Below are 14989 nucleotides of genomic sequence, written 5' to 3'. Positions count from 1 at the left end.
TTCTGCCATCTCGTCAAGATACACCTTTCCTCCAGGATGCCCAAAAGCAGGGAGGGGCTCAACAGAGCGATAGCCAATCCTTTTAAGTTATTACCGATGCTAGGACAAAATTCCGAACGTTTCGCGATCAAGTTCTTCTCTCTTGATTCTCTATTGCTAGAAGGATTTTGAAAAGGTGTTGACATAATTTGCCCTTGGCGAAAAGGGAGAAAGGGTAAAGAAGTGAAGACGTGGAAAGGTGAAGGGGAAAAGGAGTGAACGGTGGAGGACGGGTAGGACGGTAGAATGGTTTTGCATAAAGAAGGTTGGCAAGCAGGTCATGCGTATTTCTTTGAACTGGTTGAGCGAACTGGTCGATATCACAATGACTCCAGAGGCGTTGGCAGAGATGCTGACCATGGCAGGGTTTGAAGTGGAGGAGATTGAGGATCGCCGGACGTGGGCAGATGGTGTGGTGGTCGGAAAGGTGATCGATCGCCAGCAGCATCCCAACGCCGATCGCCTGAGTGTCTGTCAGGTTGATATTGGAGCAGCAACGCCCTCGACGATCGTCTGTGGTGCGCCCAATGTCAAAGCAGGCTTGTTGGTGCCAGTAGCAACACTGGGTACATTTCTGCCCCGAGTGTCAGACGGTTTGAAAATTAAGCCTGCCAAGCTACGGGGCGTTGCGTCAGAAGGCATGATTTGCTCCCTTGCAGAACTGGGCTTAACGAAAGAGTCAGAGGGCATCCACAGTTTTGACGATGACGGGTTGCAGGTTGGTAGTGATGTGCGTCCGCTGTTAGGTCTGGATGATGTCATTTTGGATGTGACCTCAACGGCAAATCGCGCTGATGCTCTAAGTATGGTCGGCATTGCCCGTGAAGTCGTGGCACTGACAGGTGCAACTCTGAAACTTCCCAAGGCAGAATTGCTCGACAGTCCAGCCTCTGTAGAAACTCTGACCTTGAAAATCTCGGAACCGCAGGCGTGCCCTACCTACATCGGCACTGTTATTGAGCAAGTAACAATTGCACCGTCTCCTCGTTGGCTCCAGCAGCGTCTACAGTCAGCCGGAACGCGCCCAATTAACAATGTGGTGGATATCACCAACTATATTCTGCTGGAATGGGGGCAGCCGCTTCATGCCTTTGATCGCGATCGCTTAGTAGCAGTCAGCGGTCAGCGATCAGCGGTCAGCCAGGCAGTAGCGGATAGTCGTCCTCAGCCCTCGCTCCAAATTGGTGTGCGGTTTGCAAACACAGGCGAAACGCTCAAAACGTTGGATGGGCAGACGCGATCGCTGCAAGAACAGACCTTGCTGATTACGGCTGGCGATCAGCCTGTGGCGCTGGCGGGGGTAATGGGTGGAGAGGCAACAGAAGTCCATGCGGGCACTCAAAGCTTGATGCTAGAAGCCGCACTCTTTGATACAGCAGCAATTCGTCGATCGGCGCGATCGCTGGGTATGCGAACAGAAGCCTCGGCACGCTACGAACGAGGAGTAAACCAGGCAGAACTCGAGGTTGCCTGTCGTCGAGCGATCGGGCTGCTGGCTGAGTTTGCCGGTGGGGTCGTTACTACTCAGGTAATGGCGGATGCACGTAGCAGTCAGTCGGCTGCACGATCGATTGAGTTGCGGCTCGATCGAGTCAATCAAGTGTTGGGTCCTGTGACGGTTGGCGAAGAGTTGAGTGAACTGCAACCCCAGGATGTAGAGCGCACACTGACGGCTTTGGGCTGCGAGTTGTCGCCTATGACTACCGATCGCAGTTGGACTGTCACCGTACCGCCCTACCGTTATCGTGACTTGGAGCGTGAAATTGATCTCGTTGAGGAAATTGCACGGCTCTATGGCTACAACAACTTTTGCGATACGCTGCCCGACAAAACCGAGCCAGGGTTTCTCTCGATCGAACAAGCACTTAGTCGCAATCTGCGGGAAGCACTGCGGGCGATCGGTCTTACAGAAGTGACACACTACACGCTCGGCAAACCCGGCGGTACCCGACAAATTGTCCTCTCTAATCCTTTATTTGCAGAATACTCTGCTTTAAGGACAAACCTGATCGATGGCTTGATTGATGCGTTTCAGTACAATCTGGAGCAAGGTAACGGGGCGCTGAATGCTTTTGAACTCGGACGCATCTTTTGGTCTGAAGAAGATGGGTTGAGCGAGGCAGATTCGCTAGCAGGCATTTTGGGTGGCGATGCAACCCGCGGAAAGTGGGTGCGCTCTGGACGTGAGCAAGCACTAACCTGGTTTGAAGCAAAGGGCTTGCTGGAAAGCGCCTTTCAGCGTCTGGGTCTAGCTGTTGAGTATCAGCCCGATCGCCGGGACGATCGACTTCATCCGGGTCGTACAGCTTCTCTCTGGGTCGGTGGTAGCCGTCTAGGCACCTTTGGGCAACTGCATCCGCAACTGCGCCAGGAACGGGGCTTGCTAGATGAGGTCTACGTGTTTGAGCTGGATTTAGATGTGCTGCTGGATCAACTCGATCGCGACGAGTTGCGCGTGCCAATTTTCCAGCCATTCTCGACCTATCCACCCTCTGATCGCGACATTGCTTTCTTCGTTTCCACTCAAGTATCGGTGGCTGAAATTGAACGCACCATCACCAAAGCGGGCGGCACGCTTCTGGAGTCGATTGACCTGTTTGATGAGTATCGCGGCGAGAATGTGCCCACCGGACAGCGCAGTCTCGCGTTTCGGTTGCTCTATCGGGCGAGCGATCGTACCCTCCAGGATAATGACATTGACCCCGTACACCAACAAGTCCGAGAAGCCTTGGTCGATAAATTTCGCGTTGACCTGAGAAGCTAGCAGGAAAGAGTGAGGAGTTTTGGAGTGCTTAGTTTTAAGTTCAGTTCAAAGCTCTTCACTCGCAAGGCAAAACTCATTACTCAAAACCATACCGATTCAATCTATGACAAAGTACGTTCTCTGGGGCAGCTATGCGGATGATGTGTTGGAAAAACGTGCCCCTCATCGTCAGGCACATTTAGATGGTCTTGCAAAGCAGAAAGAAGCCGGTGTCTTAGTCACGATCGGTCCCACAAAAGACTTGACCAAAGTATTTGGCATCTATGAAGCGGAGAGTGAAGCGATCGTGCGCGAACTGATTGAAGCCGATCCCTACTGGCAAAATGGAGTCTGGACTGAATACGATGTCAAAGAATGGATTCAAGCACTTTGAGCGAAGAACGAAATTTTGCCCCTAAGAGGCAACGGCACGGGCACTGATTGCCCTAACCGCAATTTTCCACACGCTTGATGCCATGTTTAGGCACTAATAAGGAAGATGCTCCCACCCCTAGCTTGAATGGATGATACCAACCATGCAGACTCTTAAACTGCCCTCTGGACAAGCCATGCCTGTTCTCGGCATGGGCACCTGGCAGATGGGAGAAAGTACCAGGAATCGCCAGCGTGAGATTGCTGCCCTCCGTCACGGACTCGATTTGGGGCTATCGCTGATTGACACTGCTGAGATGTATGGGGAAGGTGGTGCAGAGACAGTCATTGCTGAAGCGGTTGGTAAGCGTCGCTCTGAGGTCTTTCTAGTTAGCAAGGTCTACCCCCACAATGCTTCCAAGCAAGGGGCGATCGCTGCCTGCGAACGGAGCCTCAAACGCTTAAACACGGATTATCTCGATCTCTACCTGTTGCACTGGCGCGGCTCGGTGCCATTGACAGAGACCCTGACTGCTTTTCAGATGTTGCAACAAGCAGGCAAAATTCGTGCTTACGGTGTCAGCAACTTTGATGTCAAAGACATGGAGGAAGTTAGCCAACTCAAGGGTGGGAACAGCATTGCCACTAATCAAGTGCTCTATAACCTGACACGGCGAGGCATTGAGTGGAACCTACTGCCCTGGTGCCGACAGCACGATCTGCCTATCATGGCATATTCTCCGATCGAGCAAGGGCGTTTACTAAACGACCAGACGCTCACGGCAGTAGCTCAAGCGCGTGGAGTGACAACGGCTCAAGTTGCGATCGCCTGGTTATTGCATCAAGAGGGTGTCATCGTGATTCCTAAAGCCAGTCGCATCGAGCATGTAGAGCAAAATTACGCTGCTCTAAAGCTGAAGTTGAGTGCGGAAGAACTAGCGACTCTAGAGGCAGCCTTTCCCCCACCTGCTAAACCCGTACCCCTAGAAATGCTTTAAGGATCAACCGTGGCTTCAGCCGTAAAGGAAAACTCGCTGGCTAATGTCCATGGTCCACCCTGATAATACCAAAGCAGCAACCCTTCTCCATAGCCCTGCAAGGGCTGCCATTGCTCTAGCAATTGCCCGTACACTTGTCGAGCTGCTGCTGCTGCTACTTTATTTTGAATGGTGATGTGTGAGCGATAGCCTTGTCGATCCTGCGCGCTTAACCAATCACTCCAACTTGCTGCCAGGGTTTGCCGTAACTGCACAAGCTTAGGAGAGACAAGCTCGATCGCCACACCATTGCCCAAAAAACGGAGTGTTGGCAATGAGAGGTCAATGCTTGATGTTTGAGTACACAGCTTTTGCAGACGCTGCGAAATGGCGCTTTCTTGATCTCCAGGTAGCGCATGAAAAAGCGTGACATGGGCAGGAATAAAGTTTCTCTCAGGCGGAAAGTACTGCTGTCGTAAGGTATTTACCTGCTCGAAGGTTATTTGATCCAGTTTGAGCGTCAAAATGAGCGGCGGATCATTGTTGCTAGTTGCCATGCTTGATCGCTATAAACGCCTTGAAACAGTAAAGCAGAGACAATAGAAAGAGGCTAAAAATAGAATAACTGATTGGGAAAAGGCTGAAGGCTTCTGACTAAGCGCTTAATGCAGTGATGCAACGTCCAGTTGATCAACAGGAAGTTTACTGGACGCTTTTTACAGACGACCTATTGAACGCTGTCGAAAAGCGATCGCATACGATGAATGCAAAGGAGCCGATCGCCGCTTTCCATGCCAGTAAATTGTAGCCGCAGCCTGTAGAGGCAATGATTGAAGCATTGCAGCAGTCACTTGAAGCACTAAACGAGAAATGAGAGCACTCGTCCTGTCTCCAAAATTTAAGCGAGCCTTTCGCAAGGTTGTGCAACGCGATGGGAAACTTCTAAACGCTTTGATAGAGACGCTGTTGCAGATGTAAGTAGAGGCATTCGCGCCCAACTTAGGAACACACAAACTAGAAGGTTCAGTTATAGGAATTGTTAGTTTGCTCCCATAGCTACGCTGTAGATTGGTGCTCTCGACCAAGCAAAACAAAACAACTGGGAGCAGTGCTTTTGTCTAGCTTGTTTCACGAACAGACAATGAAGTTTAACAAACTTTTATTTCACTAATTTACAAGGCTAGCCTTAGCTAATTATTGCTTCAAAGCTAAATAACGCTCCAGTTTCTAACGAGCAAGCTTTTCTACCGTTTGGCAGGGGCTTGCACTTGAAAAAATTTTTACGCTTCTTGTATAGCAACCCTCACTTCCATCTCTTTAAATCTCACCTTAAATAATATGAGCCTCCTTTCGATCGAAGAACTGAAAGAACTTGTAGAGCAGCCGCAGGGATTGTGTGTATCGATTTATATGCCAACTGCACAGCTTGGTTCAGAAACGCAGCAAAATTCTGTCCGCTTCAAGAATCTCATTCGGCAGGCGGAAGCAGAGTTAGAAAAATATGAATCACGTCCGACTAATTTAGGTCATTTTCTTGAGCCAGCCATCCAGTTGGATGAAGATGACTTTTGGCAGCATCAAAGTGCAGGTTTAGCGTTGTTCATTGCAGAAGGATTCTTCCGCTTCTATCGCGTGCCGATCGATATGATTGAACTGGTAGTCGTAAGCGATCGCTTTCATCTCAAGCCATTACTTCCACTACTAAGCGGAGATGATCGCTACTACATTCTCACGCTCGGTCAGCGCGATGTGCGTCTTTTAGAAGGCAATCGCTACGGCATCACTCGTGAAGTGGAAATCGAAGGCTTGCCGCAGAACATGGATGAAGCCTTGCAGTATGACGAAACGGCGAAGGATGAACAGCGGCGACAGGGCGGTGGTGCAGGTCGTGCTGCTCTACAGGCTGGCTCGTATCACGGACAGGGCGGCGAGCGCGAAAATGTCAAAGAGGATTTGCTGCAATATTTCCAATTAGTAGATAAAGCACTGCACGACTTTTTCCGTAATCGCCATGCACCACTTGTTCTAGCTGGCGTTAATTATTTGCTGCCGATTTATCACGAGGCAAATACCTACAATTTCATTGTGGAAGAAGGCATTCAACACAACACAAAGGAGCAAACAGCGCAAGAACTTCATGCCGAAGCGTGGGCGATCGTGGAGCCACTATTTGAGGCAAACCAGCAAAAAGCGATCGATTACTATCATGAGTCGATCGCTGCTGGTAAAGGCTCAAATGACTTGAACGAAGTCATTCAAGGCGCTTTTTATGGTCGTGTTGAACAGCTTTTTGTTCCCGTCGGTGTGCAAAAATGGGGTCATTTTGATCCAGATTCAATGGAGCTTGAAATGCATAATGAGGCTCAACTGGGTGATGAAGATTTGCTGAATGCAGCAGCAATTCAAACGATCTTTCATGGAGGAACGGTGTATGCCGTAGAACCAGAAAAAGTGCCAGACAATACGCCTGTTGCTGCGGTCTTTCGCTACTAAGTGCGCGTTATCCAGGCAGAACTAAATGCCTGAGCAATCCAGGAGCTTTCAATTGCTTCATTAAGCCTCGAACTCAACTGGAAACAAATAGCTTTAGTCGCAATCGCCGGGATGAGAATTTTCTTATTCCGGTACATTATTTTCTAGAGGTGATAAAGCCGTAGTTTAGAGAATGTTTGGAAATACAGAAATTTTCATCTCCTGTACCAGCCTCAATTCAATGTGTGGTAAAAAATCTAAATTGATAGGTACGAAGAAATATAGCAGTCTGACTGTACTTAATAGAAGGAAATAGACTAGTAAAATCATGAGTAATCTGCTACAGATGAGCCAGGAAGGTAGCTAGAATCTAGCGTGGCTGAGATGGTGTAAGGGCACGATCGCGGGAAGGTTTCAGAAGGGAGATCAGTTTTGGCGATCGCTTGTTCAACCACATCTGCATAGCATTCCTCAAAATTTCTTCCAGATAAAACTTCAGACTAGGAGGATTTTTCAGTTCATTCCGAATGCAGCGACGATATTCTGCAATACTGCCTTTCCAGCTACTACTTCGTCGTTCTAGTTGATACTGCCCTTTAAGTAGATGTATGAGAACAACAACTAGATAGATCTTCAAACTTCGGTGTTCACTTCGCCCCAGTGTTTCGATTTCATCGATCAGATTTTCCCAGCCAATATTGGCATAATCCTGCGCCTTTAACTGTGCGGCTGTAGTTTCAATCCACTGCAGAAAGTCCCTCTCGTAGAGATTCTTACGACTCCTTCGATTTCTGTTGCCATAGTGGGTTCTTCTCAACAACTCAAGTTGCTTGCTTACACTTTAAAACTCCACATCTAGCGGTGCGCGCGGGAAGGGAATTACGTCACGGATATTGCTCATGCCTGTCATAAACTGAACCAGACGCTCGAAGCCTAAACCGAAACCTGCGTGAGGCACTGTGCCATAGCGACGGAGATCCAGATACCACCAGTATTCTGCTAGATCAAGCCCCTGTGCCTGAATGCGGCGTTCCAAGACATCTAGGCGTTCTTCACGCTGCGAGCCACCGATAATTTCACCGATTTTGGGTGCAAGGATATCCATTGCCCGGACGGTATTCTCGTTGTCATTGAGCCGCATATAAAAGGCTTTGATTTTGGCGGGATAGTCAGTGACGATCGTCAGTTTTTTGAAATGTTCTTCTGCGAGATAGCGTTCGTGTTCCGATTGCAAATCTAGACCCCATTCAACGGGATACTCAAACGTTTTGCTGGACTTTTCGAGCAGCGCGATCGCCTCTGTATAAGTCACTCGCGCAAATTCATTGTTAATAATATTGTCGGCAGTTTCCAGCACCGATTGATCAATGCGCTGGTTGAAAAACTCCATGTCTTCCGGGCAGCTTTCTAGCACAAATTTGAAGATGTACTTCAGAAAGGCTTCTGCCAGATCCATATCGCCTTCGAGGTCACAAAACGCCATCTCCGGCTCAACCATCCAGAATTCTGCCAGGTGGCGTGAGGTGTTGGAGTTCTCGGCGCGAAACGTGGGACCAAAGGTGTAAACGTTGCTAAACGCCATTGCCATAATTTCGGCTTCTAGCTGACCGCTGACCGTGAGGTAGGTATGTTTGCCGAAAAAGTCTTTGCTGAAATCGGCTTTTTGGTCGGCTGTGACAGGCACTTTGTTGAGATCGAAGCCTGTCACAGTGAACATTTCGCCCGCCCCTTCGCAGTCGCTGGCGCTAATGATCGGCGTATGCACCCACAAAAATCCACGCTCTTGAAAGAACTGGTGGATGGCGGTTGAAGCTGCATTGCGGACGCGAAACACGGCGCTGAGGGTGTTGGTACGCGATCGCAAATGCCCAATCTCCCGCAGAAATTCAAACGAATGCCGCTTTTTCTGCAAGGGATAGGTTTCTGGATCCGCTTCCCCATAAACGACGATGGACTCTGCCTTCAATTCAATCCGCTGCCCCTTTGCAGGCGATTCGACTAACGTGCCAGCAATTTCGATCGATGCACCCGTACTAACCCGCTTGATTGTCTCGGCATAGCCTGGAACATCCTGATTGACCACAGCCTGAAGCCCTGCTATAGAAGAGCCGTCGTTGACTTCCACAAAGCTGAATTCTTTTTGCTCACGCTTCGTCCGTACCCATCCCTTAATTGTGACGGTTTCGGCAGGCTGCCCGTGGCGGAGGAGGTCTACAATGCGTCGAGTCATGGTCATAAAAAAGGGAGTAGGGAGTGGGGAATAGGGAGTAGGACGTAGGGGAGTGGGAGGCAATGGCGCTGCATTTGAGTGTAGCAAAGTGCTTCACAAAGGTTAGATCCTTTTAAACCAGACGTATCGCTGTCTGATCGCCTTTTGCAGAAAGTTTGTATCGGTCAAAAGTAACTATGCCTACATTGATTCATCGTCGCGTCGAGGCGGCACGAGCAGGAACCAACCCAGCGGTCATCTGTTGCGTGCCGTCAGGTTGGTTAGTTTTAGGAGATGTACAATTTTTGCGCGGTTACTCATTGCTGCTGCCTGATCCAGTTGTGCCAGATTTGAATGCACTGGATGAGTCGGGACGATCGCAATTCCTGCACGATATGGCAGTTTTGGGCGATGCACTACTGGAGGTCACTAATGCCTACCGTATCAACTACCAAATTTTGGGCAATTTGGAGCCAGCCCTCCATGCTCATGTGTTTCCCAGGTATTTGATGGAGCCTGAGCAGTACCGCACCTCGCTGCCCCAATCGTATGAGCCAGAGTATCGACAGTCTATCCCGTTCGATGAGGAGCGCGCTCGTCCGTTGATGAAGGCGATTAGGAAAGCAGTTCAGCGTCGTTTGTGATACGAGCAGCAGCACCCAGCCTGCAAGCTACAGTGTGATACTCTACATGTGAAAATTTCAGCAACCGCACGATGCGTCGGATCATTCTTTTCATTGCTGCAAGCCTAGATGGCTATATCGCCCGCCCCTCTGGCGAAGTCGATTGGCTATTCACAGACCAAGACTACGGCTACACAGAGTTTCTGGCTAGCGTTGACACCGTCCTTATGGGGCGAAAAACTTACGAGCAAGTGTTAACGTTTGGCGAGTTTCCTTATCAAGAGAAGCAGAGCTATGTTTTCTCGCGCGATCCCGGCTTTGATGCGTCGCCCCACGCTGAAACAGTCCGTACAGATATCAAAGCCTTTGTGGAGACACTCCGCCAAAGCAATGGCAAAGACATCTGGCTAGTTGGTGGAGCCGCACTAATCTACCCGTTCCTAAAGCATGAGCTATTAGACGAACTCATTCTTTCTGTCCATCCCATCTTGCTCGGTAGCGGTATACCGTTATTTAGCGAAACAGACCTGACAACGCCTCTTCAATGCCTTGCCAGCCACTGCTACGATTCAGGGCTAGTGCAAATGAAGTATCAAGTGCTTAAGCGAGGAGGCTAAAAAAACACTCGCGCCTTACTGTAGAAGCGCAACAGTATGACGTCTGAACCTCAAAGTTGGATTTCAAAATGGCTGCGATCGTTCACGCTCTAACGATAATCCAGTTCCGTCTGGGTCTTTTCAAAGTTAGACGGGTCATACAGATAACGGACGATCTCCTCTTCCAGACGGTGAATCAAGTATGGTTCCAGGCTGCTGGAATGTCTGAGCGAAGCCAAGTAGCCATCCACGTAAAGGCGTAGGTCGTCAAAGCGATAACCCCGATTCCAGAGATCGACTAAGGCATCGCTAAGTTTCTGGTAGTAGCGGATGGTGGGGGTGTCCTGCAACATAATTCGCGTTAAGGTGACTAAGTTAACAGCTCGGACTCAAGAGGGCAGTGATCCACCAGGAGGTTAAAAATGGGTGCTAACGCAAAACCATTGACCCCGAACCACTCGCCTTAAATAAAACTGCTATCTGTACTCATTTTAACTTTAATGAATAAAGTTCTTGCTCCTTCCTGAGACTGTAACGTATAAAACTTTTTTGGTTGTCTGTAATTTGCCCGACACCCTGGACAGCAATTTCGTAGAGCCTCCCCATATTCTCTAGAACGTTGAATGGATAGGGGTAGCGCCGATTACAAACCTGGAGCGAAGGCTCTGATAGGTTTATACTCACAACCTTTGAGGAATGTAGCCTCCGTGGGAGCTTTTTGTATTCAAATTGTCGAGGCAAATCCGCATCTGCGATCGCTACTGGGGTGGCATTTGCAGCAGGCTGGCTATTGGGTACATCAATCGGCTGACCTTCACCAGGCAAGAGATACATTTCAGCATCGTCAACCCACGCTGGTTATTTTGGACTCAGAGCTGCCTGACGGCAGTGGCATTGAGTTTTGCCGCTGGCTTCAGCAACAGCACCAGTCACTCATTCTGATGCTGTCTGCTCGGAGTACAGAAACTGACATTGTTGAGGGTTTACGAGCCGGAGCTGATGATTATCTGACCAAGCCCTTTGGGATGCAGGAATTTCTTGCCAGAGTCGATGCCTTGACCCGACGCAGCAAAGCACCTGCTCCGCCAGCCTCGCTAGACTACGGTGACCTCAAGATTGACCTGGTACATCGCCGCGTGCGGTTTAAGGGTGATCTGGTCGAACTGACCCCGCAGGAGTTTAGCTTGCTGTATGTGCTAGCTCAAGTCGGTGGTATGCCTCTGACCCGGCTAGAATTACTGCGACGCGCTTGGCCCGATGCGATCGATAATCCCCGCACCGTTGATACCCATATCCTGTCGCTCCGCAAAAAAATCGAAACGGATCCCCGTCAGCCCAACTTGATTCAAACTGTTCGCAATGTGGGGTATCGGTTTAATCTAGAGTCTCTGATAGCAGCGACCCCGCAGCCCGTTGATTATCCACCTCATCGAAAAGCCGTGGCGCGATCGTCGGTTCGCACAATGGTAAGTGAACGCGGGAGGAGTTAGGGAAAAGGATGAAGGATGAGTTTTGAGTTTACTCGAGTGCTGATCGCACTTTTAGCCTTTCAGCTATTAACTTAGAACTAGATTGTCTCGATGCACAACGGTTTCGGCACCAGGGTAACCAAGGATGGTCGCGATCGCGTCCGATTGCTGCCCTTTGATTTGCTGGAGTTCCGTGCTGTGGTAGTTAACGATACCTCTGGCAATTTCTAGCCCAGAGCGATCGCGCAGTAACACGGCTTCCTGGCTTTGGAACTCGCCTTCTACTCGCACGATCCCGGTAGCAAGGAGCGATCGTCCGGCGTTACGAATCGCCTTGACAGCACCATCGTCCAGGTAGAGCGTGCCTGTAGGAATTAACCCATGAGCGATCCAACGTTTGCGAGCGCTGGCAGGACGAGGTTGAGGTTCAAACTGGGTGCCGATCGCCTCACCTTGCAAGATCTTTTCTAGGTTTCTGGGGTGTCGACCGTCAGTAATTACTGTACGCACCCCGGCACCAACTGCGATTTGGGCAGCGGCAATTTTTGTCGTCATGCCGCCAGTGCCCCACCGAGAGCCTCGATCCCCTATTTTGACCTGTAACTCCTTCAGTTGCTCGATCCGGCTAATACGGCTGATTGGCTGTGCATCAGGATCGCTGCGTGGGTCGGCTGAGTAAAGGCGATCGACATCCGTGAGTAAAAAGAGCCAGTCTGCCCGTACTAGATTAGCAACCAGTGCCGAAAGTGTATCGTTGTCGCCAAACTTCAGTTCATCCACAGCAACCGTATCGTTTTCATTAACGATGGGGATCACGCCAAGCTGAAGCAACTGCTGAAAGGTTCGCTCGACGTTGAGATAGCTATTGCGTTGCACAAGATCGCTGCGAGTCAGTAGCACCTGCGCGATCGGCTGCTGTAAAGAGGTAAAAAAATCGTCGTAGATGCGGATGAGCCGCCCCTGACCAACGGCTGCTACTGCTTGCTTGAGAGCGATTGTACGTGGACGTTCAGTCATCCCCAGCCTCGCGCAGCCAACTCCTACGGCGCCAGACGACACGAGAACGATCCGGTAGCCTCGCTGTCTAAGACTACTCAACACTTCCACAAGAGTAGCGATCGTTGCCAGTGCCAAAAGCCCGTTGGCTGGCTGAGTCAGGCTCGACGTACCAATTTTAACAACCAGGGTTTGGAGCATTGCTTCGAGTTGCGATCGCGTTAGAGTTTTTAGTCTAAGCAATCATCGCTTTAAAATGGCGAAGCGCCAGAATCCTTATGAGGTGGATCTAGCGCCTGCCAAATATTCACAGTCATTCATCGTTAGAGTCTTTATCTAAGCCGACTCCAGTACTATACTCATCAATTTAACAGCCGTTTTTGTTGATCCCTGATGCTTTAAGTTTTTCTTAAACATTGGCTTTACTACAAATGACTCAGTGTTTTATATCTTTTCATTGCCTCTGTAGCTGCGGTTTTCACTGCAAGCAGAACGGTGTGTCAGACGGTTAGCCGTTTCCCTCTAGCAGTTACTTATCTGACATATCTGGCAAGAAGGAGGCACCTAGGGCTTGCGAAAGCCGAACTTCAAGTGCATGAAGGGGCGATCGTTTGGCTGCTTCGTTAGGATTGACCATCGCCTCGACCAAAATGGTGAACAAACCGAGACGGTTGCCTGCCAAGACATCAGTAAAGAGTCGATCACCTACCATTGCCACTTGCTCTATCGGTAGTCCCATTGCCTCTACAGCACGTCTCAGCTTACGACGAGACGGCTTGGCAGCACCAGTGATATAAGGTAAATCTAAGGTTTTAGCAATTCGTTGAATGCGGTTCTCGCTAATGTTATTGCTTACAAGCCACAGGGTTGCCACCTGGCGAATTTCGTTTACCCAGGGCAGCAGTTCTGCCGAAACCTCAGACATCCGAATGGGCACTAGAGTTTCGTCTACGTCAAGGACTAACCCCTTAAGCTGATGCTGTTGCAGCATTGCGGGTGTCAGTTTCAGGATCGGTCCGTGCAGGATGAGATCAGGTTGAAGAAGTTTGCCCCAGGACATAAGTAAAAGTAGGAATGATGGGTTCTAAAAGCGTGAACCAACACATTGCTAACAGTAAAAGCCTGCATCGTGTTGGTAGGCGGTCAACCGTGTCCGGGTAGACTGCACTGTGAAAGGCGAGCGATAGGTTCGCTTACTGAGCGTTGCTGGACTTGGTAGACTTGCGCTTGTCTTGAATAGTCGCTTGCGCTGCCTGATGCTCTGCCAGGGTGCGACTAAAAACATGGGTACCATCGTACCGCGCAACAAAGTAGAGAAAATCGGTGTCCTCTGGCTTCAAAGTCGCTTTAAGGCTGGCAAGACCAGGGCTGGCGATCGGCGTTGGCGGCAACCCTGTATTCAGGTAAGTATTATAGGCAGAAGGCGTACGTACCTGATCCAAAGTGAGCGGCTGGTCTGGTGTTTGCTGAATGCCTAGCCCGTACTCAACCGTTGGGTCAGCACCGAGAGGGATATTCTTCTTTAAACGGTTGACAAAGACGCCTGCAATGCGGGGCCGTTCGTTAGCGATCACGGCTTCTTTCTCAACAATGCTAGCAAGCGTCACCCACTGGCTAAAGCTAAGGTCAGTTTGTTTTTGTCCTTGCTTGTAAAGGGGTAAGGCAACCTGCTCAAAGCGGTCGAGCATCTGCTTTAAAATAGCTTCGGGTTCTACTGGTAGCCCCGACACATCATACGTGTCAGGATACAAAAAACCTTCTAAAAGCGGTAATCCAGGTTCGCTCTTGTTAGGTAACCAGGTGTACTGAGCAATAGGAAAGCGCTCTACAGCCGTAAGAAACGCCTGCGCCGAGAAAAAGCCTTCCTCCTCAAAATAAGCCGCCATTTGCCGGAGCGACCAACCTTCTGGAATGGTGTAGCCCAGACGAACCACCTCACCGTCCCAAATTTTGGTTGCGACTGACTCTAATGGTTCCGTCGGCGATAGCTGGTACACACCAGCTTTGAAGCCGCCGTCTGGTTCTTTAAACATGCGCCAGCGTGACCAAAGATCCCATGCGGTCGCTGAACGAATCACGCCAAGTGCCTGTAAATCTCTGCCAATTTCCTGGGCTGAGGTGCCTGGCGGAATGCGTAGTTTCACGGGTTTTGCTGTTGTTCCAGCAGCGACCGGGGGTGTATTGGCAGTTGTCCACCATAGCCAACCACGCCAGCCAACTGCACTAATCGCTGCTATTAACAGCAGAGCGATCGCACCCTTGATCATGCCTTGAATTGCTTTCATGCTGTGTCGCTGGTTCAATCGATCGAGAATAAAGAGTTGCTAGTTGTTAGTAAGTAGCTTCCAGTAACAGGGAGATTGCCAAGTATAGCTTTACCCTGTGGTAGGGGCAGGTTTTGCTAAAGTCTTGACATCTAGCCGTTAACTTTGGTGCCAAAACTGCCCCTACAGGTATTTGTTTGTTAGAAAGCTCCTCGCGATTCCAGTAGCA

Annotated in this window: 14 protein-coding genes and 1 pseudogene; 8 read left to right on the top strand and 7 right to left on the bottom strand. The window is 49.9% G+C overall.

The features are described 5' to 3' along the window. Positions 1–319: 319 nt before the first annotated feature. The 3 genes from pheT (at position 320) to H6F86_RS02380 (ending at position 4152) form a co-directional block, all read left to right on the top strand. Positions 320–2803 (top strand): phenylalanine--tRNA ligase subunit beta, encoded by a 2484-nt coding sequence (gene pheT / locus H6F86_RS02390; protein WP_190446510.1) that lies wholly within the window; start codon positions 320–322, stop codon positions 2801–2803. A gap of 103 nt (positions 2804–2906) precedes the next feature. Continuing rightward, complete coding sequence (locus H6F86_RS02385; RefSeq protein WP_190446509.1) at positions 2907–3176, top strand: YciI family protein; 270 nt, start codon at positions 2907–2909, stop codon at positions 3174–3176. Between the two features lie 142 nt (positions 3177–3318). Next, positions 3319–4152: an aldo/keto reductase gene (locus tag H6F86_RS02380; RefSeq protein ID WP_190446508.1), complete on the top strand. Its 834-nt coding sequence runs from the start codon at positions 3319–3321 to the stop codon at positions 4150–4152. On the opposite strand, the gene H6F86_RS02375 is transcribed toward H6F86_RS02380, so the two are convergent. After that, positions 4149–4688, bottom strand: coding sequence for a 2'-5' RNA ligase family protein (locus H6F86_RS02375; RefSeq protein ID WP_190446507.1), 540 nt, complete (start codon positions 4686–4688; stop codon positions 4149–4151). The two genes, H6F86_RS02380 and H6F86_RS02375, sit on opposite strands and share 4 nt — an antisense overlap. Positions 4689–4801: 113 nt before the next feature. Here H6F86_RS02375 and H6F86_RS02370 point away from each other — a divergent pair, with 113 nt between their 5' ends. Both H6F86_RS02370 and H6F86_RS02365 read left to right on the top strand, forming a co-directional pair. After that, entirely contained in the window at positions 4802–4939 is a 138-nt protein-coding gene (locus tag H6F86_RS02370) for a hypothetical protein (protein WP_190446506.1), read from the top strand. A gap of 530 nt (positions 4940–5469) precedes the next feature. Continuing rightward, on the top strand, positions 5470–6624 hold the full coding sequence (locus H6F86_RS02365) for a hypothetical protein (protein WP_190446505.1): 1155 nt from the start codon (positions 5470–5472) through the stop codon (positions 6622–6624). A 305-nt stretch (positions 6625–6929) separates the two neighbouring features. Here H6F86_RS02365 and H6F86_RS02360 read toward each other — a convergent pair. Beyond that, positions 6930–7420 (bottom strand): annotated as a pseudogene (locus H6F86_RS02360) (DUF29 domain-containing protein). A gap of 24 nt (positions 7421–7444) precedes the next feature. Then, positions 7445–8839: an asparagine--tRNA ligase gene (asnS, locus tag H6F86_RS02355; protein ID WP_190446580.1), complete on the bottom strand. Its 1395-nt coding sequence runs from the start codon at positions 8837–8839 to the stop codon at positions 7445–7447. 170 nt (positions 8840–9009) lie between these two features. Here asnS and H6F86_RS02350 point away from each other — a divergent pair, with 170 nt between their 5' ends. Continuing rightward, complete coding sequence (locus tag H6F86_RS02350; RefSeq protein WP_190446504.1) at positions 9010–9456, top strand: hypothetical protein; 447 nt, start codon at positions 9010–9012, stop codon at positions 9454–9456. A 71-nt stretch (positions 9457–9527) separates the two neighbouring features. Continuing rightward, a complete protein-coding gene (locus tag H6F86_RS02345) occupies positions 9528–10052 on the top strand; it encodes a dihydrofolate reductase family protein (protein ID WP_190446503.1) in 525 nt (174 codons plus the stop codon). An 89-nt stretch (positions 10053–10141) separates the two neighbouring features. On the opposite strand, the gene H6F86_RS02340 is transcribed toward H6F86_RS02345, so the two are convergent. Further along, positions 10142–10384, bottom strand: a complete 243-nt coding sequence (locus tag H6F86_RS02340; RefSeq protein ID WP_190446502.1) for a DUF6761 family protein — start codon at positions 10382–10384, stop codon at positions 10142–10144. A 354-nt stretch (positions 10385–10738) separates the two neighbouring features. Between H6F86_RS02340 and H6F86_RS02335 the strand changes: the two genes are divergently transcribed. Next, on the top strand, positions 10739–11521 hold the full coding sequence (locus H6F86_RS02335; RefSeq protein ID WP_190446501.1) for a response regulator: 783 nt from the start codon (positions 10739–10741) through the stop codon (positions 11519–11521). 66 nt (positions 11522–11587) lie between these two features. Here H6F86_RS02335 and proB read toward each other — a convergent pair whose 3' ends face one another. The 3 genes from proB to mltG all read right to left on the bottom strand — a co-directional run bounded on the left by proB (position 11588) and on the right by mltG (position 14781). Next, on the bottom strand, positions 11588–12697 hold the full coding sequence (gene proB, locus H6F86_RS02330; RefSeq protein ID WP_190446579.1) for a glutamate 5-kinase: 1110 nt from the start codon (positions 12695–12697) through the stop codon (positions 11588–11590). Between the two features lie 328 nt (positions 12698–13025). Continuing rightward, positions 13026–13556 carry a YqeG family HAD IIIA-type phosphatase gene (locus H6F86_RS02325; RefSeq protein WP_190446500.1) on the bottom strand — a complete coding sequence of 177 codons (531 nt, stop codon included), beginning with the start codon at positions 13554–13556 and terminating at the stop codon, positions 13026–13028. Between the two features lie 133 nt (positions 13557–13689). Next, a complete protein-coding gene (mltG, locus tag H6F86_RS02320) occupies positions 13690–14781 on the bottom strand; it encodes an endolytic transglycosylase MltG (RefSeq protein WP_190446499.1) in 1092 nt (363 codons plus the stop codon). Positions 14782–14989: the final 208 nt, after the last annotated feature.

The organism is Phormidium sp. FACHB-592 (assembly GCF_014695795.1).
GTDB lineage: Bacteria > Cyanobacteriota > Cyanobacteriia > Leptolyngbyales > Leptolyngbyaceae > Stenomitos.
This window is presented reverse-complemented; position numbering and strand designations above follow the sequence as displayed.